Source organism: Sporomusa sp. 246TCP1 (assembly GCF_057319775.1).
This window is the reverse complement of record NZ_CM170492.1, coordinates 4,471,169-4,495,217: the sequence shown is the minus strand read 5'-3', so window position 1 is coordinate 4,495,217 and position 24,049 is coordinate 4,471,169. Positions and strand designations below refer to the sequence as shown.

Sequence of the window (24,049 nt, the reverse complement as noted above, 5' to 3'; positions counted from 1 at the left end):
AAAATGATTCAAAATGAATCCTAAAGTAAGCTTACTGTTAAAAATTTATTGAAAAAAGCATAAAATTTGTTTTTTTAATAAGCAATATTAATACAACATACAAGAATGGCATGAAACATGCAATAGATAAAAGCGAAGGCACAGTAGCTATGAATGTAAGTAAGATTCATAGGAGGTAAATTTTCAGCGATTATTGTGTCATAACTAATAACATATTTATAGGAGGTATGTATTGTATGAGTAATTTTGATAAGTTAGCTGAAGCGGTGTATCATGGTGACGATTCTGAGGTAAAGACGATCACCCAAGGTATGATAGCATCCGGCGTGAGTCCGATGGAGATTGTCAGCAAGGGTTTGCTGGCTGGCATGGACATAGTTGCGCCCAAGTTCAAGGCAGGAGAAATGTTTATTCCTGAAGTTATGATGTCGGCCAAAGCATTGTCGGAAGGGTTAAAAATTGTCAAGCCGCTATTGTCCGCGGAGGATTCGGCCAATGTGTCTACCTTTGTCATGGGAACGGTAAAGGGCGATCTCCATGATATCGGCAAAAATCTCGTAGTCATGCTTCTCGAAAGCGGCGGTTTCAATGTAGTGGATCTTGGTGTAGACGTTGCACCTGAGACTTTTGTAGCGGCAATCAAAGAACATAAGCCCCAGATTGTCGGCATGTGCGCACTGCTCACAACTACGATGATGGCCATGCAGGATACCATTGATGCGATCACAGAAGCCGGTCTGAGAGATAAAGTGAAGGTCCTGGTTGGCGGCGCTCCCTTATACCCGGAGTTTGCCGATAAAATCGGTGCTGACGGTTATTGTGTTGATGCTGTGGCTTGTAAGGAAATGGCTGCTGAGATGGTAGTTAATAAGTAATTAATATGGGGGTTACATCGTGCTAATCGTAGGAGAACTGATTAATACGAGCCGGAAGGCCATCAGTGAAGCGGTTGAGGGGAAAAATGCTCAATATATTCAGCAAGTGGCGAGAGAACAGTTAGATGCAGGCGCTAACTATATTGACGTCAATTGCGGCAATAAGGTTTTTAATGAAGTGGAATATATGGAGTGGCTGGTAACTACCATTCAGGAAGCTGTACAGGCACCTCTTTGTATAGACAGCCCGAATCCCTTGGCACTAGAAGCCGGCTTGTCCTTGGCTAAATACGGTACGCCAATGATTAATTCCATTACAGACGAGGGTCCACGGTTTGAGGCAATCCTGCCCTTCGTATTGAAGTATAAAGCCAAGGTAGTTGCCCTGTGCATGGATGATCATGGCATGCCTGAGACGGCGGCTGACCGTATGCGGGTGGTGGACAGCTTGTATGGTAAATTGACTGCGGCAGGGGTTAAAGACGATGATATCTATTTTGATCCTTTGGTAAAACCGGTAAGCAGCGTGCAGACAGCAGGGGTTGAAGTGCTGGAGACCATCAAGCTGATTAAGCAAAACTATCCCAAAGTTCACTTTATGTGCGGCTTAAGCAATGTGTCGTACGGGCTGCCTAACCGGAAGGTGCTGAATCGGTTGTTTGTGGCTCAGACCATGACATTGGGGATGGACGGGTATATTTTGAATCCCACAGATAAGAGCATGATGGGTGTTATCTATGCCGGCACGACCCTGTTAGGAAACGATGATTACTGCATGGGCTATTTAAAAGCTCATCGCAAAGGACTTTATGAAGAGTAAACAAATTATAGCAAGCTTCAACTTTCAAGGGGGAGCTATTCTTAAGGAGGAATAAAACACATGCAGAGATATCAGACAGTTTCAGCGGAAGAAATTGTAAAGATCCATGAAACCTCTCTTAAAATCATGGAGGAAGTTGGCGTCATCTTTAGTTACGCGCCGGCTAGGGAAATTTTGGCCAAAGGCGGTGCTAAAGTTGAGGGAGAAAGAGTCTATTTTCCAAAAAGTATGGTAGAACAGGCATTGAAACACACTCCATCCTCTTTTACCCTGCATGGCCGCAACCCGGAAAAAAGTGTTGAAATTGATACTGAACAGATGTACTTTGTGGGTCCCTATGGCTCGCCTTTCGTCTTAGATCTGGACAAAGGCCGGCGGCCTGGCACATTAGATGACTTTATTAAACTGGTAAAACTATGTCATAAGATGGATAATATCGATATTCAAAGCCACATCTCCTGCGAACCTGGCGATACTGATCCCAATACTCGTCATATGGACATGGTTTACAACACAATTAAGTACAGTGACAAACCGCTTATGGGCAGTGTTTTGGGCTATGAAGCTGCTAAAGATAGCATTGAAATGGCGGCAATTGCCCATGGCGGCCTAGATGCCATCAAAGATAAGCCTGTAATTATTGGTATTTCCTGCACATTGACGCCACTTAGCTATGACGACAAAATGGCCGGCGCTATCATCGCTTATGCCGAATACCGCCAGCCTCAATTGATCAACTCGCTCTGCCTTGCCGGAGCGACCTCGCCGGCAACTATTGCCGGGAGCATTGCTGTGCAAAATGCGGAAATTTTAGCAGGGATTGTTTTGGCTCAAACAGTAAATCCTGGCACGCCGATTGTCTATTCCGCTTCTGGTTCCAGTACAGATATGCGTTATGGCAATCTATCTATTGGCGCTCCCGAAGGCGCACTCTTCTCCCTGGTCAATGGACAACTGGCAAAATATTATAATCTCCCTTGCCGGATAAGCGGCACTCTTTCCGACACCAAACAGGTCGACGCCCAAGCCGGCTATGAGTCCATGATGACCTTGCTGATGGCTCAAATGGCCGGCGGCAACTTCATTCTCCATGCTGCCGGTATTTTAGATACTTATAATTGTACATCTTTCGAGAAATTAATGATAGACGACGAAATTATGGGGATGGTAAGAAGGATTGGCCGGGGCGTTACCGTAAGCGACGATACGTTGGCATTTGATGCTATTAAAGAAGTCGGTCCCCGTGGCGAATATATCACTAACAAACATACCTTCGCTAATTTCCGCAAAGAGTTTTTCCAAGCGCAGTTGAGTGATAGAGCCAGAGTTAACCAAGACGGTTTAACCATCGAGCAACGGGCTAATGCACGCTGGAAAAAGATGTTGGCTGAATACGCAGAACCATCATTGCCTGCAGATATAGACGCTGCTTTGAAGCGCTATATGGAACAAAGAAAGTAAGATTGTGAAACCCCATTCCCCTCTGTGGAGGGGTGCCGGGAGGGCGGGGTGGTTATCCTATGCCGGCCACGCCGTTGCTTTGCGGCACCCCTCCGCAGAGGGGAATGGGTATAATTTAGGTTTGTGTATTGAAATGTAGGGGGAATGGCGAATGAAAAATGGTAATGGTTCTATTGATAAACTATTGTTTTGGCCGCCCTTAGTATTAGTCGGTATTATTTGTGCAGCTATTATAACCAATCCCGAGGCAGGCACTGCCGCAGTCAATAAAGTATTTGCATTTTTAACCGGCCCGATGGGCTGGAGCTATGAGCTCTTCATATTAGCTAACTTTGCAGTAGTGCTTTATTTTGTGTTTGGCAAGTTTGCCAACAAACGTTTTGGTGGCGATAAACCTGAGTTTAGTACTCTTAGCTGGCTGGGAATGCTATTTTCCGCAGGCACTACAGCAGCCATTGTTTACTGGGCTCCCATTGAGTTTTACTTCTATTTATCCTCGCCGCCTTTTGGCTTAGAACCATTTTCACCGCAGGCTATGGCCGTGGCATCCTCGTACCCGTTGTTCCATTGGGGGCCAAGCAGTTACGCTGTCTATGTGGGGATTGGTGTTGTATTTGGCTATATATTCTTTGTTCAAGGCACCGATGTATTCAGGCCCAGCGCGGCCTTTCAGGCAGTTCTGGGAGACTTCGGCGGCAGATATGCTGGCAAGGTGATTGACATTTTTTACATGGTTGGCATGATCGCCGGCATTAGTACTTCCATCGGTTTGGGGACACCGCTGTTAAGTGAGGTTGTCACCAAGATTACAGGTATACCACATACGCTTGGCCTGGATGCGGCAATTCTTATTATCTGGACAATTATTGTCGCCATTTGCGTATATGGTGGACTGGATAAAGGTATCCGATTCTTAAGCGACTTTAGGAACTGGCTGGGTTTTGGGTTGCTGGCCTTTGTTTTAGTAGTTGGTCCGACTGCGTTCATTTTCAACAATTTCTTTGATAGTTTGGGCGTAATGCTTAACAACTTTATGAGAATGAGCTTATATACTGATCCGGTTCAGAACTCCGGTTTTCCCCAGGGATGGACAATTTTCTACTTTGCCTGGTTTACTGCTTTTGCTATCGGCACAGGAATGTATCTTGCCAGAATATCCCGCGGCAGAACGGTACGGGAGTTTGTTCTTGGTGCGACACTTTCGGGGGTAACTTGTGTATACACCTATTTTGCGGTATTTGGCAGCTACACGCTTGACTTACAAACACGGGGAGTACTCAATCTGGGGGAAATTATTAAAGCACATGGTGTTCCCAGGGCCATTGTCGAAATATTTGCCACATTGCCTGGCAGTTTTATCATCTTACCCCTGATTCTGGTGCTGCTATTTATCTCAACCGCAACTGTTATTAACAGTATTGCCTATACTCTCGCTATGGTTACGACAGCAAAGCTGGAGGAGGGTGAGGAACCTGCCAAGTGGAATCGCGTATTTTGGGCGATGGTTTTGGGTGGCCTTTCGCTCACCCTGATATTCCTGGGGGGGATGAAGCCGCTTCAGGCTGCTGCCGTTGCTGGTTCCTTTCCGGCTATGTTTATCATTGGGATTATTATATATGGTTTTATTAAGCAGGCAGGTAATGACTGGCTCGATTCAGATTCGGAACTCCCTAGGAGTACACATAATTTCAGCTCAGCTAAAGGTTCTGAAGTAGTAGTGACTGAGTCGCGTAATGATGATGAGTCCTGCTGATGCTGAGTGAGTAAATTCATAATTTTTGTTGTTGGTCGATAGGGACGACACAATCACCGCGTTGGCTACGCACAACTTGAGAGAAAAATACAAGGCTAAGCTGGAAGAAACCCAGGCTTACCTTGTATTTCTCACTCTATGGCTAGAATGTATATGGAGTTTACTGCTAAGAATTGTAGTTCAGATAAAGCTTGATGGCGAAGAATATTTGGTCAATTCTTATGTATCACCAACGGCGGGCTGGGGACATTTGGCTGTAGTTAGATTTATAAATCCCATCATTTAATAGCAGATCATTATAAGAAATTGGAATCTGGATGTTTTACTAGTTATTATCGGAAAGCCTGTTAAATAGAAGAGACGAATATGGTGCCTTAGCAGTTGTTTAAGCAAGATACAGGGTACTATTGCTACATTAGTCAGAAAAGTCCAATAAGTTGTGCGGTCGATAAGCTTACGGCAGAAGAAATATCGTCAGCCGTTCAGAAGTTGCTAGTAGCATCCAAATCGAGGCAAATGAGAATTGGTTGGAGCAGATAAATAGGACTTAATACTATTGTGAGAGGAACTGATGATATGAAGCAATCAGTATCAATTGAAGATCATCCTTATTCACCTTTTCTTCGAAAATTAACAATTTACACAAGCGGCGGTCCATTCTTGGATGGGTATATTCTGGTAATTATTGGTATTGCCTTAATCCAGTTGGAACCGTTCCTCAAGTTGGATTCCTTTTGGTTAGGGATGGTTGGCGCATCTGCCTTAGTGGGATTGCTGGTAGGCGGCGCTTTCTTTGGTTATGTGACTGACAGGATGGGAAGACAATTAATGTATCAAATTGATTTAATTGCTATTATTGTTTTTTCAATTGCGCAAATGTTTGTCACAACAGCAGCAGAGCTTTGTGTATTGCGATTTTTGATTGGAATTGCTGTAGGGGCAGATTATCCTATTGCCACTGCTTTGCTTACCGAGTTTTCTCCGCGAAAGCATCGAGGAATAATGCTGGGTGTACTAATGTGTACTTGGTATCTAGGGGCAATTTTTGCAGGACTTATCGGCTACTGGATGCTTGAATTAGGCCCCTCTGGGTGGAAATGGATGCTGGGCAGCTCGGCTATTCCGGCAATAATCCTTGTTATTGGCCGCTGGGGAACGCCAGAATCACCGCGTTGGCTGGTGAATAAAGGACAAGTTGAAAAGGCACGTGATATTATCAAGCGTGTTTATGGACCTGAATTTGATGTAAGTGATTTACACGAAAATAGTGAGAATGTACCTACTGAAGTCAGCAAATTATTACAAAAAGAATATTTAAAGCGGACATTTTTCATAGGCCTATATTGGATGTTTCAGATAGTTCCGTGTTTCGCTATCTACACCTTCGGTCCGCAGATACTGGGGGCTTTCGGTCTAAGCGGGGGTAATCTTTGGGTTATTGGCTATGCCCTAATCAGTTTGATGTTTTTACTGGGCTGTATTCCTGCTCTGTTTTGGGTGAACTCAATAGGCAGGCGCCCTTTGCTTATTTGGAGTTTTGTTATTATGACAGCAGGTATGCTGATTTTGGGTGTCGTGCATGATGCTCCGTTCTGGATGGTGCTTTTAGGGTTTGGTGCTTATGCATTCTTTTCCGGCGGGCCCAGCATATTGGATTGGGTGTACCCTAATGAGCTTTTTCCAACTGAAATTCGTGCTACGGCAGTAGGACTGGGGACTTCTATCAGCCGTATTGGTGCAGCAATTGGTACTTTTGGCGTTCCTTATTCTATTAATTATCTCGGCATAGAAAAAACAATGCTAGTAGGTGCATTCATAACTTTTCTTGGTTTGCTGGTGTCCATTGCCTGGGCTCCGGAAACTAAGGGAATGTCGCTTGCCGAAGCTAGTTCAGTAGAGGACACAAAGTAGGAAATATTTATGAAGAATTCAAGGAGGTAACTAGATGAAACAAAATAGAGCAGCTGCATTAGCCCTGGTGTTTGGACTAAGTATTGCGGGGACGGCTTTTGCTACCAATCCTTTCGCGGATGTTCCGGTGAAACATTGGTCATATGATGCTGTTCAGAAGTTGGCTAACGATGGTATCATTACCGGCGGCGATGGCAGTTATCAAGGTGAACGTGCAGTTAGCCGTTATGAAATGGCTGCCGTTGTTGCTGGCGCGATAGCTCATGCTGACAAAGCCAATGCGGCTGATAAAGCCCTTATTGAAAAATTGGCAGCTGAGTACCAAGCCGAACTGGAAGGTCTAAATGTCCGCCTGACTAAGGTGGAACAAAAGCAGGGCAATATTAAGTTTTCCGGGGAGTACCGCGAGCGTTATGAGTGGACAAAGGTTGATCCTAATAGTGGTACAGACTCTACTACACTGAAGACTCGCGTACGTGTAAATATGGCTACACAGATCTCCGATGATTTAATTTTTAATACTCGGCTCCACAGTGAGTCAAAAAAAATTAGCGACAGCGGCGATGTGTATATAGATCAAGCCTATTTATCGGGCAAACTTTTTGATGGCGTGAAATTTACGGCAGGTCGGATGGTTATGTCTGTTGGCAAAGGTCTTGCTTGTGATACTTGGCATGACTGGGATGGTGCGAAGATTAGTTTTGGAAATAAGGTAAAAATAAGCGCCGGTACTGCCAAGTATCATAGTACATCAGGTTGGGATTCACCAAACTATGCCTATGCTGATATGAACTATGCGTTTAGTCCTAAGTTTGATATGAGTTTAGCTTATTTTACCGATAGCCGGGATTATAATGAGTATAAGACAAAAACCATTGGTTTCAGTTATGCGTTCAACGATTTTGTTTTAAGATCTGAATATGGTAAAAATGGAGCGGAAGCCGCGAGACAAGCAAATAATGGCTCTGATGCCGAAGCTTGGTATGGCAATCTGAAATACCGGGGTGCTGACGGTTCTAAATTACATTCCTATGGTGTTTGGGTAGCCTACAGAGAGGCCGATAAAAACTTTGACCCAGAATGGTGGAGTACTCCGGAATCCAGCGATGTAGCTGGCGGCCTCGCCGCTTTTAACGACACCAAAGGCTTTGAATATGGTGTTGAGTACACTGTATTTAAAAATGGCATTCTAGCTGTACAATATAATGATATGATAGATAAAAATGGCAATAGCCCAAATGGTAGACGCAATCTTATTACTAGCTTATCCTACTCCTTCTAGCTTTACGTGGAATGCAAATCTTGCATTACTGCTTGTTACATTATAATATTATGAAAATACTTACTGACAGGCAGAATAAGTAACAAAGCAAAAATACACTGGCGAGTCATTTATAGACAAGCTAGTGTATTTTCTTTTGTAAAACATCTGAACATATTTTGTTATGACTCTGGTTAATGGAGATTGAAACTTTGATATTTGCTATACTATCGGCGCGGCATAAATAACGCTCTAAGGTAAAGGGGAACTAGTTGTATCGCTGATAGAATGGGCTTTAAATAAAACAGAATTAATTCCAAGTTGACGGAGATGATAATGCAAATTTTGCCTGGTAATACCTAGTTGAATAGCGCATTGGCTGACGTTCCCATCATTTAGTATCAGTGCGTTCTCAATGGTTTGTTTCTCGTATTGACGTAGCAGTTCAGGGAGTGATTTGTTAGATGTTGCATCCATATCACTTAAGCCCGTAGTTGATTGAACGCTCATAAGTCTTTTCTTTAAAACCTTAGGTAAATGTTCATTAGATAATGTTGTTTCTGTGCTTTCAGCCATACTCATAGCACATTCAATTACATGTTCTAACTCGCGAACATTTCCTGGCCAACGATAATATGTGAATAGTTGCATCAAATCCTGTGCTATGAGTTTTATATTCATAGCGAGGGAATCATTAAACCGGGATACAAACTCTTTTGCTAGCAGGGAGATGTCCTCCACTCGCTCACGTAAGGGAGGAATATCCAAAATAATGGGTGTCAAACGGTATAAAAGATCTTCACGGAAAAGGCCGTTGCGGGCCATAATAAATAAGTCCTGGTTGGTTGCGCTGATTATTCGGCACGAAATCTTGCGTTCCTTGTTGTCGCCCAGACGTCGAACTGTTTTATCCTGTAGTAATCTTAATAACTTTGCTTGTAAAGAAATAGACAACGAGTTTATCTCATCCAAAAATAAAGTTCCATTCTCTGCCTGCTCAAAAAAACCGGGTGTATTTAATGCTCCGGAAAATGCGCCCTTTACAGTTCCCATCATCAGGCTTTCCATTAGAGTTTCTGGCATCGCGGCACAGTTTACAGCAATAAATGGACGAGAACCGTATGTACTCGCATTATGTATGCCTTGGGCAAACAACTCTTTACCTGTGCCTGTTTCACCCACGAGCATCACGGTAGATTGGTTTTGCGCCACCTTGCGAGCTTGTTTTAGGGTTTTCTGGATTGCGGCACTGTTGCCGATAATATCTTCCAATGTATAGAAGGTGCCATTGGTAATTCTGTTAGTTTTTTTAGTGTTAAATGAGTTTAATACCATGGTAAGTAATTCATTTATTGATGGCTTATCTCTGCCGATAGAGACAACGGCAGATACTTTTCCATTCTGAAAAAATGGGTATGCATTATATACAATATCGACTTTTTTGCCGTTGATAGATGTATAGGCCATATAATGATCCCGCAATGGTTCGGGATTTTTCGCTATAGCATGCCGTTGGAAGCTTTCAGATTCCCAGCCATATACATCAAAGTCTTTTTTACCCACCACGTCGTTGCGGTTTATCCCCTCCATTTTCTCAAAAGCTTTATTGTAGATGAGAATAGTTCCATCCATGCTCACAGCATAGACTCCATCTGATACCATATCAATAATGGCATGTAATAAACAGTTTTCATTTTCTAAATCTTCATAAGTTTTCATCATCAAAACAGCTCCCCCCTGTACGATTTCAAAATATTCTATAAGTTCTCTGAAAATATTCGTATCATCTGAAAGCAAACCTTTCAGTGTATTGTAACGCTTTTAAAAGTGCTTTACAATCCTTATTTTATTGGGATATTTGAGAATATGATGGTGCAGTGTACGATGTTTTTTGAGGTCTGGTGAAAGGAATACTTTCAATAATGGATGGAGTTGGTACTACTTAAGTTGGTTTAATGGAATGTTGTTAACCAAGCAATCAAGGTTTACCAGTTAAAATGACCCCAAAATGGTTTTATTCATTAGTAATTGATTGAATAAAGCATGAAATTTTTGAAATATTGCTATTTTTTACACTGTTTTTATAGCATACCAAAAAGAATGGCACGGATTGTGCAATAGTTAAAGGCAACGGCACAATAGCTCTGGAAGTAAGGGAAATCTTAAAAGGGGTGGGTTTTCTTGCAGTGGGTATTGTGTCCTAACTACATAACAAATTTCTGGGAGGTATGTATTGTATGAGTAGTTTTGAAAAGTTAGCAGAAGCGGTGTATCAGGGGGATGATTCTGAGGTAAAGACGATCACCCAGGGTATGATAGACTCCGGCGTGAATCCGATGGAGATTGTTAGCAAGGGTTTGCTAGCAGGCATGGACATCGTTGCTCCCAAGTTCAAGGCAGGAGAAATGTTTATTCCTGAAGTTATGATGTCGGCAAAAGCATTGTCGGAAGGGTTAACCATTGTCAAGCCGCTATTGTCTGCGGAAGATTCGGCCAATGTATCCACCTTTGTCATGGGAACGGTAAAGGGCGATTTACATGATATCGGCAAAAATCTTGTAGTCATGCTTCTCGAAAGCGGCGGGTTCAATGTGGTGGATCTTGGTGTAGACGTTGCGCCTGAGACTTTTGTTGCGGCCATCAAAGAACATAAGCCCCAGATTGTCGGCATGTGCGCACTGCTTACCACTACGATGATGGCCATGCAGGATACCATTGATGCGATCACAGAAGCCGGCCTGAGAGATAAGGTGAAAGTGTTGGTTGGCGGCGCTCCATTATACCCGGAGTTTGCCGATAAAATTGGTGCGGATGGTTATTGTGTTGATGCTGTGGCTTGTAAGGAAATGGCTGCTAAGATGGCAGCTAATAAGTAATACGGGGTTACATCGCGCCATTGGTACTGAAGTATAAGGGCAAGATGAATAACTGCATGGGCTATTTTTTAAAGCGTATAGAAAAAAAGTTATGAAGAACAGGGGGAATTTGAAATGAATTTAGAGACTATGACGGAAGACTTAAAGCAGATACATCTGGCGTCTATGAGAATTCTTGAAGAAACCGGGATGAAGTTTCTTCATCCAGAAGTAATTGAGATCCTAAAGAAAAATGGGGTTAGAGTTGTCGATCAAACGGCTTATTTTACAAGAGAACAAATAATGGAGTGGATTGGTAAAGCTCCGTCATCCTTTACGATGTATGCTCGCAATTCGAAGTATGATATTACAGTTGGCGGCGATAACGTCGAGTGTTTTCCAGCCTATGGTTCGCCGCTTATATTAGAACTTAATGGCAACAAGCGACCGGCACAGATGAAGGATTATGTCCAGTTTTTGAAGCTTTACCATCAATGCGGCCATTTTAACGCAAATGGAGGTATGATTGTTCAACCCGCTGACATGTCCGGTCACTATGGTATTGGTGCATTGTTATATGCTACGCTGCTTCATTCGGATAAGTGCATTGTTACTGGATCCGGCAAGGTCGATGAGGTAGAGGCTCTTATGGACATGTTAGGCATTGTTTTTGGTAAAGATGACCTAGTAAGAAAGCCAAGGGCAACGACAATTGTCAATACCAATACGCCACTGCAATTAAGTCATACTATGTTAGAAACATTATTAGTCTTTACTAAGTATTCTCAGCCGGCAGTTATCGCGGCTTGCGCCATGGCGGGGACAACTGCACCGATAACCTTGGCGGGCACAATGGCCTTGAGTAACGCTGAAGTTTTGGCAGGTATTGCCGTTGCACAAATGATGAACCCTGGCACTCCTGTGGTTTATGGATCCCAAACCACCACCTCTGATATGAAATCTGGCAGCATTGCCAGCGGTTCGCCAGAAGGAGCATTATGTTATCAGTGCGCGGCACGCCTGGCAAAAGCCTATGGACTTCCTTGCCGGGGCGGTGGTGCTGTATCAGATGCGAAGTCGCTATCAATACAAGCAGGCTATGAGAGTATGCTCACACTATTAGCGACACATGGGGCAAAAACCAATATCATTATCCATGCTGCCGGTATTGTTGACAATTATGGATGCGTAAGTTATGAAAAACTGATTGCGGATTTTGAGATAATCGGTATGGCAAGGCGTTACTTAAAAGGAATAGAAGTTAACGAGGAGACCCTTGCAGTTAACGTAATTAATAGCGTAGGCATTGCCGGTCATTTCTTAACCCAGGCTCATACTATGCGGCACTGTCGTAAAGAACCTTTCTTGCCGGAAATAAGCCTTAGAGGAGCTGTTATCGGTGATCCAGCCGAGCAACTGCTAAAGAATATCAATAATAAGATGGATAATATGCTGGCAACATACACAAGACCGGAACTGTCTGATGATATTAAACAAGAACTCAAGCAGTATCTCGTAACTAAAGGTATTAACAAAGAAGCGCTTGATAAATTGGGTTAGAAATAAGGAAAGCAACGAAGTGAAGATAACATAATGCTTCAAATTGCCTTTTTAAGTGCAAGTATTAAAAAAATTTCGTGACTTTAATTAGCTGGATTTAGTGGTGCAAGTTCTAACTAATGTGAGACAAATGTGAAAATGGGTCGTGTTAAACTAAAGTTCAACGCGGCCTTTTCACTACCCTGGCGTTCCCCTGCACTATTTTATAACAGAGGTGTTTTTGATAAGTACAATAGTTGGATGTATAGGTGCCGGTAATATTGTAAAGGCAATTCTTGCGGGAGTAGAGAAGAGCGGCGTTTATTTTCCGAATCAGATTGGAATTTTCGATGTCTCACAAAAAGTTTGTGATGATTTTAGGGAAAAGGGGTACGCCGTTTTTTCATCAATTGATGATTTGGTTAAAAGTGCTCGCGTTGTTGTAGTTGCTGTAACGCCTCAAGTGATTGATTCGATTATGCATCAAATTAAGATTGCTTTATCTGCGGAAACAGTTTTTCTTTCTCTTGTAGCAGGAGTCAGTATCAAATGGTATCAGGAACGGTTGGGAAAAGGCTGTAGAGTAATTAGGTGTATGCCTACTCTAACGGCCCAAATGAGATTGGGTGCTTTTGCAGTTTCTTGTGCTGAAACAGTATCTGACGATGACTATAAAGAGGTTGAATGTTTTTTGTCAAGTTGCGGTATTGTAGAAGAAATATCGGAGTCGCTTATGTGTGAGGTGGTTCCAATTAATGGATCTGCCCCGGCTTATTTTTACCATATGACTCGTGTTATATTGAAAGAAGCCGTACATATGGGATTTGACGAAGATACTGCATTACGACTTTTTGCCCAAACCATGAAAGGCAGTGCAGAGATGCTGCTGAATTCCGGGATGAGTGCTGAAATGTTGGAGGATAAGCTCCGTTTGAAGGGAGGAACAACACTCGCAGCGCTTGATAAAATGGACGAACTAGGCTTTGACTATTGCTTAACAGAGGGTATAAGAGCCTGTGTTTCACGTTGCAAAGAGCTTGGTAATTTATAATTATTTGGTAGTGATCGAGGACAACGGAGGGATTGGATATGAAAGTAATCATTACCGCTCCACGGGGGAAAAATGGCAGATTAATTACTAAGGCTGCGTTTTATCGACAAGGTATTGAAATTGTGGCCGGAATCGCCCCGTCAGGCAGTGACTATTGTGGCACTGATATCGGGGTTGTGGCGGGCTTGGGTGTTACGGTAGGCGCGCCGGTGGTGGACGACTTGACCCAGGTTATAGAAAACTGCGATATAATCATTGATTTCTCTACTGTTGAGGCATCCATGACTGTCCTGGAGCTTGCGGTGCAGCATGGTAAAGCTATGGTATGCGGTACCACTGGCTTTTTACCTGAGCAGTGGGACAAGATGCGGAAAGCGGCAACCTGCATTCCATTTTTATATGCTGAGAATACTTCCCGCCCAGTCAACTTGATGTATGTACTCGTGGAACTTGTGGCAAAAAAAATGGGCGAGGAGGCAGACATCGAAATTATCGAAATGCATGACCGGGACAAAAAAGATGCCCCTAGCGGTACTTCCCTTTGGATGGGACAGGCTGTGGCCAAAGGTCTTGGACGGAACTTAGATGAAATCAGCATTCCCGGTCAAAATGGCAGCGGAGCCAGAGTGCCAGGCAGCATCTGCTACCATTCGGTGCGGGCCGGCGATATTTCCAGCAGTCATACGGTGTTATTCGGTTTTCAGGGTGAACGGCTGGAGATAACCCACCATGCTCACAATCTTGAGTGTTTCGCTGAGGGCGCTTGCGCCTGCGCCGCATTTCTTGAGGGGAAAGCGGTGGGGTGGTATACAGTGCAGGACGTTCTAAAATAATAAAGTATATTTTGGAGGGATAATATGCCATTTATAAAAGTAGATGTGTCATCGCCAGTATCGAAAGAAAAGGGACTGGCACTAAAAGCGGGATTAGTACAGGCAATTCAATGTTTTCCAGGCAAGGCTGAAGCTGGATTAATGGTACAAATCGTTGACAACTGCACATTGTTTCTTAATGGTAATCAAGATGGGGAAACCGCTTATGTAAAAGTCGAAGTCACGAAAGATCTAAATGACACAACTAGTAACAATGCTACTGCTGCTATTTGTTCACTACTAGAAAAGGAATTATCCATTCCCCAAAATAGGACTTATGTGACTTATGAAAGCATTAGTTATTGGGGGTGCAACGGTAAGAATTTTTCATAGGACTAAGATCAGCTAACAAAAGTCAATCTAGGACTAGGGGACGATGATATTGTCTTGATTTGAGTTGGCAAGACAATGCCGTCCCCTAGTTTTCAATGAAAAACAAAGAAGATGCCGAATACGCTTTGAGGTTTAAGTGTATTAAATAAAGCAAAAAAATAACCAATCCCGATGCAGGCACTGCCGTAGGTAACAAAGTATTTGCCTTTTTAACTGACCCGATGGGATTGGGACATATGAACTCTTTTTATGGCAATGCTTACTGGCAGGCAGAATAAGTAACAAAAGCAAAAATATACTAGTAAGTCATTTGTAGACATACTAGTATATTTTTTTTATAAAAAATCTGAATGATATGTTGTTATGACTCCGGTTAATGGAGACTGAACCTTTGATATATGCTATACTTAGATTTAAAAAAGACACAGTACATAGTTGGTGAGGTTATTATGATTTGCATAGAAGGTTTAGTGAAAAAATACGGGGAACGGACAGCTGTAAACAATTTAAATCTGACGATTGAGCAAGGCGAAACATTTGGCTTGCTTGGTCCCAATGGGGCGGGGAAGACTACTACGATACGAATATTGACTATGCTTACTCGCCCGACTGCGGGCACTGTTACCATTCATGGGTATCGTCTGCCGCAGGAGGAACTGGCCGTTAAAGCGGTTATTGGCGTTGTGCCGCAGCATTTTAATCTTGACATAGATTTAACAGCCCGGGAAAATCTCAACTTACATGGTCGCTTGCATCACATGCCGCGAGCCGGGCGGGAGCAACGGGTCGAAGAGCTGCTGGATTATGTTGAACTGAAAGAGCGGGGCAATGACATGGTGAATACTTTTTCCGGCGGCATGAAGCGGCGGCTGATGATTGCGCGGGCACTGCTGCATCAGCCTAAGGTGCTTTTTTTAGATGAGCCTACCGTTGGACTGGACCCGCAGGTTAGGCGGCGGCTGTGGGATTTGATTCGCCGGTTAAATGCGGATGGCTTGACGGTGTTATTGACTACCCACTATATTGAGGAAGCCGAAAATCTTTGTAAGCGGGTAGCCATTATGGAAAAAGGGCAACTGATTGCGCTTAACAGTCCAGGTGCATTATGTGAGCGGCTAGGTAGTTATGTTGTTGAATGGTGCGAAAGTGAAGGCACGCAATATCGTTTTTTTGCCAGTCGAGCGGAGGCCGCCGCATTTGCCGGTACTCTGGCGGTTAATGCTACGCTGCGAAACACTAACCTGGAAGATGTTTTTATTGAATTAACTGGCCGCAGAGTGAGCGGCTAAAGCCGTAGCCATGACGAGATTGCCAGAGAATATGAATAAGCGTAACACTTGTGTCCGGTATTTAGCCCCCAAAGCTAGAAATGGTTTTGTTGGTTTTTGTACAAAATACACTTGACTGCTGGTAGCGCATATTGTATAATCGAAACCAAGTTAAAATAGTTTCTACACGATGAACAGGAAGTTGATTGCTGTGAGCTTTCAGAGAACTGGTGGTTGGTGCGAGCCAGTGTGAGTAGCAATGAATTCCGCCTGGGAGTGGCTGATGATGAATCTGACGGGTCCGCCCGGTATAGCGGCAAAAGTTGGCTGAAAAGCAACATGGGTGGCAACGCGGGAGAATGCTCTCGTCCTTGTAGAGGATGGGGGTTTTTTTATATATATTTAACGTTGTCTTTTCCGTTGTGGACGGCTTGAAACTGGGTGGTACCGTGGGATTTCTATCCCGCCCCAATACCTTATCTATTGGGGCGGGATTTTTACTTTACTATTACTATTATGAGGTGATTTTGTGAATAACAGTGTTAAACGAGCCTATAATTTTAATGCCGGACCGGCAGCATTGCCGCTGGCAGTTCTTAAAAAGGCCCAAGCAGAACTGCTTGACTTTAATGACACCGGCATGTCTATCATGGAACACAGTCATCGTGGTAAAGCGTATGAAGTTGTTCATAACCGGGCCATTGAACTCTTAAAAGAATTGCTGTCAATACCGGAAGGTTATGAGGTCTTATTCTTGCAGGGGGGCGCCAGTCTCCAATTTTCTATGGTCCCGATGAACTTTTTACCTGCTAACAAAAAAGCAGGCTATGTGATGACAGGTGTCTGGTCTGAGAAAGCCTATGCTGAGGCCGAAAAACTAGGTGAGGTATTTGTAGCCGCTACCGCTAAAGAAGGAAACTATTGCCAGATACCGGCTCTTAAAGAAATTAACTATGATGCTGATACGGCTTATCTGCATATTACCTCCAACAACACAATTTATGGCACCCAGTGGCATGCTTTTCCCAATACGGATGGAGTGCCATTGATTGCCGATATGTCCAGCGATATTTTGTCTTGTCCTATTGATGTGAGCAAATTTGCGCTTATTTATGCCGGGGCTCAAAAAAACATCGGGCCTTCGGGTGTTACGGTTGTTATTATTCGCCGTGATTTTTTAGAACAGGCTGAGAAAAAGGTTCCAACAATGCTCCAATATGCTACCTTTGCTAAACACAACTCTTTATATAATACGCCGCCCACCTTTGGTATTTATATGATGAAATTAGTGTTGGAATGGATGAAAGAGGAAGGTGGTTTGCTTGGTATTTACAAGCGTAACCAGGAAAAAGCAGCCCTAATCTATGATACTATTGATGCCAGCAATGGCTTTTATAAGGGGCATGCTCAGCAGAGTGCCCGTTCATTAATGAATATCACTTTCCGTCTGGCTGACGAGAACCTGGAGAAAAAGTTTTTGGAGCAAGCTAAACAGGCTGGTTTTGTGGGTCTAAATGGTCACCGTTTGGTTGGTGGCTGCCGGGCTTCTGTTTATAATGCCGTACCCTACGATTCCTGCCAGGCGCTGCGCGACTATATGCTTGCCTTCCAAAAGGAAAATTCCTAACTTGCGCAAATATTGCATTAATGTAGTTGAATACCAGGACGGAAAATGGCGATTAGTGCTCATGAACTCGACGAACCATCTGGGTTTTTTGTATAGCGGTATTGAGCAAAAAGGGTTATAGTAGTTATAAAAGGCGAAATTGCCACTGTTAGTGAGCACTTTCGCCTTTTAGCTATTTATTTTCTAGCGTGTTGTAGATATGTTGTTTTTGGGGATAATTTTGGCAATAATAGCAGGGATTATAGTAAAAGACGCGAACATATCATAGTAGTTAATAACAATTACAGATAAACTCAGTAAAGGAGTTGTTAATATGAATCAAGATAATGGTTGTAATGAAGCTGGCTGCGGCTCGTCCTGTGACTGCGGTTGCTCCGGTTGTGGCCCGGTTGTCGAGGAAAGTCAATTTAGTAAAGACATGCAGGAACTTTATGATGCCGGTAAAACGGCTGACGTGCTGGCAGCGTGCAGCAAGCTGCTAGCTGGAGAGCCTGATAATAGTGAAGGCTATTTTTGGCGCGGCGTAGTGGCAGCTGTCGCTGGTAACTTTGAGCAGGCGATTACCGATTACAGCAAGGCAATTGAACTTAATTCCCGCAAGGCAGTTTATTATTCTTACCGTGGCAGTGCATATGCCATGCTTGAGGATATCAAAAATGCCGTGATGGATTATTCGCAGGCGATGTTTTATGATCCTAAAGATTGGATGAATTACGCAAACCGTGGTGTGCTGTATCTTAATAACAGCATGTTTGAGCATGCTATTGATGATTTATCCAAAGCTCTTGAGTTAGAGCCGGCAGATATGGCATCTTACGTAAATCGGGGTGATGCCTTTGCTGCCCGCAATTTGTATTCAACAGCGATTGCCGACTATAATAAGGTAATTGAGCGCTTCCCGGAAGAACCCACTGTATTGATTAAGCGGGGACAGGCTTACAATGAGATCGGTCTCATTGAGGAAGCATTGGCTGATTATAATAAAGTAATTGAGTTGGAACCAGAAAATATGCAAGCTATTGCCATTAGAGCTTCTATCTATATGGGCCAGGAAAGAACCAGCGAGGCCGTTGCTGATTTTAGCCGCGTTATTGAGGGCGATCCTAGTGATGACAGACCATACTTTTTCCGGGGCATTGCCTATGCCGCCCAAAAGAATATTGATGCGGCCATTGCTGATTTTACCCATGCGTTAGAGCTTAATCCGGACAATGTGCTGGCTCACCATAATAAGGCATTATGCTGTGAAATGCAACAGCGTACCGCTGAAGCTATTATTGCTTATAAAGAACTTATCCTGCGAGCCAGGCCAGAGTCACCGGAAGCAGCTCATGCTAAGGAACGGCTGCAGGCTTTAGAGCAAGAAGCAGATGGAACGCAATTGCAATAGGAGGGATTACTTCGATGGAAAATAGACGTTTAGGCCGAACCGGCTTTTTGGTAACACCCATTAGCTTTGGTGCATTGCCTATGCAACGCTGTACAATGGAGGAAGCTGGTGAAGTGCTTATTGCTGCTTTGGATGCCGGGATAAACTTCTTTGACACCGCCAGAGCCTATACGGACAGTGAAGCCAAAATTGGCAGGTACATAGCCGGCCGCCGCAGTGAGTATTTTCTGGCTACGAAAAGTATGGCCAGAACCAAAGCAGCTATGATTGAGGATATTGCTACTAGTCTGGCTACAATGAAAACCGAGTATATTGATATCTATCAACTGCATAATGTCAAGACTGAAGAGGAATGGGAAGCTGTTATGGCGCCAGACGGGGCACTTGCGGCCTTGAAAGAAGCTAAAGCTGCAGGGAAAATTCGTCATATCGGCATAACCGGCCATAATGTGGATATGCTTATAAGGGCGGTTAAAACTGGTGAATTCAGTACTGTGCAGGTACCCTTTAATTGTGTGGAACAGCGGGCTATGAACGACTTGTTTCCTTTGGCGAGGTCGCTTGACGTCGGTATGATTGTGATGAAACCACTGGGGGGCGGCCTTATTGACCATGTAGACTTAGCATTACGCTTTGTATTGCAACAGGAAGGGGTAGTTGCTATTCCAGGGATGGACCGGGTAGAGCATGTTACTGAGAATTTGGCTGCGGCCCAAAATTTTAGACCACTAAATCCTGAGGAAACGGCCAAACTGACTGCCTTAGCCGCGGAACTTGGCCCTAATTTCTGTCGCCGCTGTGGCTACTGCATGCCTTGTGCTGCTGGAATTGATATTCCACAGATGTTTATTTTTCATTTACAATATACAAGATATGGATTAAAGACGGCTATTCCAGCGCGGTACCAGGGGGCTAAGGTCAAAGCCTCGGCGTGCATCGAATGCGGGGAATGCGAGGAGCGTTGCCCTTACAATCTGCCCATTCGGGAGCGGATAAAACAGGTGGCCAAAGACCTCGGGTAGTAATACAAGGAGGAATATATATATGGCCGAAGATAACAAGTTTGATATTGCCATTATCGGTGGTGGCCCAGCAGGGCTGTCTGCCGCATTGACAGGACGCATTCGCAATAAGAACATTGCTGTGTTTGAGCATCTCGATTTTAGTGAAAAACTGCAAAAAGCGCATAAGGTTGATAATTATTTGGGGCTGCCGGAGGTTAGCGGCAAAGGTCTAATGCAGCATTTTACCGGACATGCGCTGGCCCATGGGCCGAAGCTTGTCAAAGAAAAGGTGATGAACGTATTTCTCGGTGACAATATGTTTACACTGCTCACACCGCAGACTACCTATGATGCCAAGGCCATTATATTTGCTACCGGTGTGGTAAGTACCCTTTTATTCGAAGGCGAGCGGGAGCTATTGGGCCGGGGAGTCAGCTACTGCGCTACCTGCGATGGACGGATGTTTGAAGGAAAGGATGTAGCTGTTATTTCTTATACTGAGGAAGGGGAGAACGAAACGGTATTTTTAAGTGAACTCTGCCGTAATGTCTATTTTCTGCCGCAGTATAAAGGTGACTTTACTAAGCTGCGGGCACCGATTAAGGTACTTACAGCCAAGCCGAAGGCCATTGTTGGTGACGGACAAGTGGAAAAGCTAGTAACAGATAAAGAAGAAATTAAATTGCATGGGGTCTTTATTATGCGTCAGTCCGATCCTGTTGAAAATCTGTTGCCAGGCTTGGAATTAGATGGTGAAGTCATCAAGGTCAACCGGGACATGTCAACTAGCATCCCCGGGGTATTTGCCGCCGGTGATTGCACTGGTAAACCCTGGCAAATTGCCAAGGCCACTGGCGAAGGGCTTGTTGCTGTACTGAGTGCGATAACGTATATTGATAAAGTAGACTTAGGTACCTTTGCTTAATCTGCTAATTTTTCGTTCATTGTATAGTTCTAGTAAGTTTGGAATGGTTTCAGCTTTCAAGTCATTACCAGGAGCCAGTTCCTGGCATTTTTCTACAGCGGCTTTCATGTCATAATATACCTCCCATTTGGCCTTAACCAGATCTTTGCCGGTTAGTCGCAGGAGGTAAGCCGGATGGTAAGTGGCAATCGCCGGGATGTTATGTTTTGTGGTGAACCAGTGCCCCCGGTCTTTGGTAATGCGAGCGGTGGGCCCAAGCAGATATTTTAGTGCTACACTGCCTAAAGCAATAATAACTTTTGGCTGTATCATTGCTATTTCTTTATCTAACCATAGACTAGCGCAAAATTCACCTTCCTCTACGGTTGGAGTGCGATTTTTATTGGGTCTGCATTTTATAACATTTGAAGTGTAAGCTTTATCTCTTGTTACACCTACGCTCCATAAGGCCTTATCTAATAATTGACCGGATGGTCCTACTAAAGGCACCCCATATTCATCCTCGACGCCACCGGGTCCTTCGCCAATAATAGCTAATGGGCTACAAGCAGAACCATTGTATGATGTTGGCCCATGATTATTTTCTTGACACAATTTACATTGGTTGCAGGATAATATAGCACTTTCAAGATCAGAAATAGAAGAGAACATGTACTATGGCCTCCTTGCTTGGTAGTAGTTGTTTACTTTGAATATGGTTTAGTTCGCGTAACTTACAGGAAAATCCTTTTGTGAAAAAGGATAATAAAAGATCGGTACAGAAAAAACTTTAATGGTTATGTCAAGGGTGTTTAGCTAGTCGTGGATGATACGGTGCTGCCAGTACTTTACATTCTGTGCTGAATAATGTATAATTTTATAATACATAATAATTGTATCTTGATATCGTTAGATGCAATGACAGGGCATGCATGATGGAGAGTTTTCAGAGAACTGGCGGCAGGTGCGAGCCAGTAACAACATTATGCTATCCACCCTCTGAGCATGCGGTGATGAGCCGCACGGTCCACGTCCGTTATGCGTGTCGAGTGGACTGTTGGTAGTCAAGCAGGGTGGCAACGCGGGAACTAAATTCCCGTCCCTATCATAAGGGACGGGAATTTTTTATGTTAAGGAGGAAGAACCATATGTTGGATATTAAATTTGTGCGGAATAACCCTGAAATTGTGGAACAAGCACTAAAAAACAGGGGATCGGCGATGAGTTTGGCCGAGTTTATCAAGCTTGAAAAAGAACGGCGGGAGCTATTAGCTGAGGTTGAAACGCTCAAAAACAAGCGGAATACTGTTTCGCAGGAGATTAGTCAAAAAAAGAAAGCCCGAGAAAATGCCGATGATATGATTGCCGAAATGCGGGAAGTAGGCGACAGTATTAGCGCAATTGATGCTAAGATAAAGGAAGTCGAAACTGGGCTTGCCGACATTATCATGAGCATACCCAATGTGCCACATGCTTCTGTACCTGTAGGCAAAGATGAACAGGACAATCAGGAAATGCGCCGCTGGGGTATGCCGAAGGAGTTTGTTTTTGAGCCGAAAGCCCATTGGGAGATCGGAGAAAAGCTGGGGATTCTTGATTTTGAACGGGGCGGCAAGGTAACAGGGGCGAGATTTACCTTTTACCGGGGCTTAGGATCCCGGTTAGAGCGTTCACTTATCAATTTCATGCTGGACCTTCATACCAAAGAGCACGGCTATACCGAATTTTTCCCCCCTTTTATTGTCAACGAGGCCAGTATGACCGGTACAGGTCAATTACCCAAGTTTGCCGAGGATATGTTCAAACTGGAAGGTCTGAACTATTATCTTATCCCAACAGCCGAGGTGCCTATTACTAACCTTCATCGCCAGGAAATTTTGGATGCTAAGGATCTACCGCTCTGTTATACTGCCTATAGTGCCTGTTTCCGGGCTGAGGCCGGTGCGGCCGGTCGCGATACTCGCGGCCTTATCCGTCAGCACCAGTTTAATAAGGTAGAAATGGTTAAATTCAGTTTGCCGGAAGAGTCTTATAGCGAACTGGAAAAGCTGACCCTTAATGCCGAAAAGGTTTTGCAGCTGTTAGGTCTGCCATACCGTACCATGCTGCTAAGTACGGGTGATATGGGATTTTCTTCGGCCAAGACCTATGACCTTGAGGTCTGGTTGCCCAGTTTTAACACTTATCGCGAAATCTCATCCTGTTCTAACTTTGAGGATTTCCAGGCCCGGCGTGCTGAAATCAAGTTCCGCCGTGAGCCCAAAGGTAAGCCGGAATTTGTTCATACCCTAAATGGCTCCGGTGTAGCAATTGGCCGGACAGTAGCTGCTATTTTGGAGAACTATCAGCAGGAAGACGGTTCAGTCATTATCCCTGAACTGCTGCGCCCCTATATGGGTGTTGACGTGATCAAATAAAATAGATTGACAGTAATTCTTGTCCTTTGCTACAATTGAATTAACAATCAAATATTTTTGGGATGATGGTTATAGGAGAGACCGCTTGACTGCGGCGCCGAAGGAGTAAGCACTTTGTTAAACTCTCAGGCAAAAGGACTATAGCAGGACTATACTCTGGAGAGTACATCCGCTTACGCGGGTGTCACCGATGGGGAGCCCTATAGGGCAAATCTCTCAGGTACAATGGACAGAGGCAAAGGGAATCGTTCCCTTTGCCTCTTTTTAGTTTGTCCGAATGTACGTAGTACCATTTTACTATAGAAAGGGGAAATAATAATGAATATTCCTAAAGAATTTAAGTATTCCCAAGATCATGAATGGGTGAAAGTTGAGGGGAATACGGCGACCATTGGTATTACTGACTATGCCCAGTCACAGCTTGGGGATGTTGTCTTTGTAGAATTGCCGGAATCCGGGACCGAGCTAGCCGTAGGACAGGGACTCGCGGTAGTAGAATCAGTTAAGGCCGTATCAGATGTTTATACCCCTATTTCAGGCCAGATAATCACTGGTAATGAAAGTATAGCCGATGCACCGGAGCTTGTTAATCAAGACCCATATGGTGAAGGCTGGATTGCTAAAATTGAAATCACCGACAGTGCCGAACTTGCTAAACTGTTAGACAGCGAAGCCTATGAGCAGTTGGTGGCTGAGGGAGGGCATTAA

20 protein-coding genes, 1 riboswitch and 1 other annotated feature are annotated in these 24,049 nt (G+C 44.0%); of the genes, 18 read left to right on the top strand and 2 right to left on the bottom strand.

Annotated elements, in window-relative coordinates; all coding sequences use genetic code 11:
• Window positions 1-236 precede the first annotated feature (236 nt).
• The 6 genes from AC1ECB_RS21220 (at window position 237) to AC1ECB_RS21195 (ending at window position 8,102) form a co-directional block, all read left to right on the top strand.
• The gene (locus tag AC1ECB_RS21220; RefSeq protein WP_485665650.1) at window positions 237-875 is read left to right on the top strand and encodes a corrinoid protein; all 639 of its coding nucleotides are present in this window, start codon (window positions 237-239) and stop codon (window positions 873-875) included.
• A gap of 19 nt (window positions 876-894) precedes the next feature.
• Window positions 895-1,695: a methyltetrahydrofolate cobalamin methyltransferase gene (locus AC1ECB_RS21215; protein ID WP_485665649.1), complete on the top strand. Its 801-nt coding sequence runs from the start codon at window positions 895-897 to the stop codon at window positions 1,693-1,695.
• A 60-nt stretch (window positions 1,696-1,755) separates the two neighbouring features.
• The gene (locus AC1ECB_RS21210; RefSeq protein ID WP_485665648.1) at window positions 1,756-3,156 is read left to right on the top strand and encodes a trimethylamine methyltransferase family protein; all 1,401 of its coding nucleotides are present in this window, start codon (window positions 1,756-1,758) and stop codon (window positions 3,154-3,156) included.
• A gap of 151 nt (window positions 3,157-3,307) precedes the next feature.
• Window positions 3,308-4,909, top strand: a complete 1,602-nt coding sequence (caiT, locus tag AC1ECB_RS21205; protein WP_485665647.1) for an L-carnitine/gamma-butyrobetaine antiporter — start codon at window positions 3,308-3,310, stop codon at window positions 4,907-4,909.
• A gap of 576 nt (window positions 4,910-5,485) precedes the next feature.
• Entirely contained in the window at window positions 5,486-6,820 is a 1,335-nt protein-coding gene (locus tag AC1ECB_RS21200) for an MFS transporter (RefSeq protein WP_485665646.1), read from the top strand.
• 34 nt (window positions 6,821-6,854) lie between these two features.
• Window positions 6,855-8,102, top strand: coding sequence for an S-layer homology domain-containing protein (locus AC1ECB_RS21195; RefSeq protein WP_485665645.1), 1,248 nt, complete (start codon window positions 6,855-6,857; stop codon window positions 8,100-8,102).
• A 231-nt stretch (window positions 8,103-8,333) separates the two neighbouring features.
• Here the strand turns inward: AC1ECB_RS21195 and AC1ECB_RS21190 are convergent, their stop codons facing one another.
• Window positions 8,334-9,803 carry a sigma-54 interaction domain-containing protein gene (locus AC1ECB_RS21190; RefSeq protein WP_485669378.1) on the bottom strand — a complete coding sequence of 490 codons (1,470 nt, stop codon included), beginning with the start codon at window positions 9,801-9,803 and terminating at the stop codon, window positions 8,334-8,336.
• A gap of 515 nt (window positions 9,804-10,318) precedes the next feature.
• Here AC1ECB_RS21190 and AC1ECB_RS21185 point away from each other — a divergent pair.
• The 10 genes from AC1ECB_RS21185 (at window position 10,319) to AC1ECB_RS21140 (ending at window position 20,945) form a co-directional block, all read left to right on the top strand.
• Window positions 10,319-10,957 (top strand): cobalamin B12-binding domain-containing protein, encoded by a 639-nt coding sequence (locus tag AC1ECB_RS21185; protein ID WP_485665644.1) that lies wholly within the window; start codon window positions 10,319-10,321, stop codon window positions 10,955-10,957.
• 114 nt (window positions 10,958-11,071) lie between these two features.
• Window positions 11,072-12,496 (top strand): trimethylamine methyltransferase family protein, encoded by a 1,425-nt coding sequence (locus AC1ECB_RS21180; RefSeq protein WP_485665643.1) that lies wholly within the window; start codon window positions 11,072-11,074, stop codon window positions 12,494-12,496.
• Between the two features lie 220 nt (window positions 12,497-12,716).
• Complete coding sequence (locus AC1ECB_RS21175) at window positions 12,717-13,526, top strand: pyrroline-5-carboxylate reductase family protein (protein WP_485665642.1); 810 nt, start codon at window positions 12,717-12,719, stop codon at window positions 13,524-13,526.
• 38 nt (window positions 13,527-13,564) lie between these two features.
• Complete coding sequence (gene dapB / locus AC1ECB_RS21170) at window positions 13,565-14,359, top strand: 4-hydroxy-tetrahydrodipicolinate reductase (protein WP_485665641.1); 795 nt, start codon at window positions 13,565-13,567, stop codon at window positions 14,357-14,359.
• A gap of 24 nt (window positions 14,360-14,383) precedes the next feature.
• Complete coding sequence (locus tag AC1ECB_RS21165) at window positions 14,384-14,731, top strand: phenylpyruvate tautomerase MIF-related protein (RefSeq protein WP_485665640.1); 348 nt, start codon at window positions 14,384-14,386, stop codon at window positions 14,729-14,731.
• A 449-nt stretch (window positions 14,732-15,180) separates the two neighbouring features.
• Window positions 15,181-16,020, top strand: a complete 840-nt coding sequence (locus AC1ECB_RS21160) for an ABC transporter ATP-binding protein (protein WP_485665639.1) — start codon at window positions 15,181-15,183, stop codon at window positions 16,018-16,020.
• A gap of 508 nt (window positions 16,021-16,528) precedes the next feature.
• Window positions 16,529-17,626: a 3-phosphoserine/phosphohydroxythreonine transaminase gene (gene serC, locus AC1ECB_RS21155; RefSeq protein ID WP_485665638.1), complete on the top strand. Its 1,098-nt coding sequence runs from the start codon at window positions 16,529-16,531 to the stop codon at window positions 17,624-17,626.
• A gap of 313 nt (window positions 17,627-17,939) precedes the next feature.
• Window positions 17,940-19,016 carry a tetratricopeptide repeat protein gene (locus AC1ECB_RS21150; RefSeq protein WP_485665637.1) on the top strand — a complete coding sequence of 359 codons (1,077 nt, stop codon included), beginning with the start codon at window positions 17,940-17,942 and terminating at the stop codon, window positions 19,014-19,016.
• A 14-nt stretch (window positions 19,017-19,030) separates the two neighbouring features.
• The gene (locus AC1ECB_RS21145) at window positions 19,031-20,038 is read left to right on the top strand and encodes an aldo/keto reductase (RefSeq protein WP_485665636.1); all 1,008 of its coding nucleotides are present in this window, start codon (window positions 19,031-19,033) and stop codon (window positions 20,036-20,038) included.
• Window positions 20,039-20,060: 22 nt separating this feature from the next.
• Window positions 20,061-20,945: an NAD(P)/FAD-dependent oxidoreductase gene (locus AC1ECB_RS21140; RefSeq protein ID WP_485665635.1), complete on the top strand. Its 885-nt coding sequence runs from the start codon at window positions 20,061-20,063 to the stop codon at window positions 20,943-20,945.
• Here the strand turns inward: AC1ECB_RS21140 and AC1ECB_RS21135 are convergent.
• The gene (locus AC1ECB_RS21135) at window positions 20,928-21,596 is read right to left on the bottom strand and encodes a uracil-DNA glycosylase (RefSeq protein WP_485665634.1); all 669 of its coding nucleotides are present in this window, start codon (window positions 21,594-21,596) and stop codon (window positions 20,928-20,930) included. The genes AC1ECB_RS21140 and AC1ECB_RS21135 overlap by 18 nt on opposite strands.
• 237 nt (window positions 21,597-21,833) lie before the next feature.
• Window positions 21,834-22,031 (top strand) — a binding site (T-box leader).
• Window positions 22,032-22,072: 41 nt separating this feature from the next.
• Here AC1ECB_RS21135 and serS point away from each other — a divergent pair.
• Both serS and gcvH read left to right on the top strand, forming a co-directional pair.
• Window positions 22,073-23,341: a serine--tRNA ligase gene (gene serS, locus AC1ECB_RS21130; RefSeq protein ID WP_485665633.1), complete on the top strand. Its 1,269-nt coding sequence runs from the start codon at window positions 22,073-22,075 to the stop codon at window positions 23,339-23,341.
• A gap of 62 nt (window positions 23,342-23,403) precedes the next feature.
• A riboswitch (glycine riboswitch) is annotated at window positions 23,404-23,492 on the top strand.
• 167 nt (window positions 23,493-23,659) lie between these two features.
• On the top strand, window positions 23,660-24,049 hold the full coding sequence (gene gcvH, locus AC1ECB_RS21125; RefSeq protein WP_485665632.1) for a glycine cleavage system protein GcvH: 390 nt from the start codon (window positions 23,660-23,662) through the stop codon (window positions 24,047-24,049).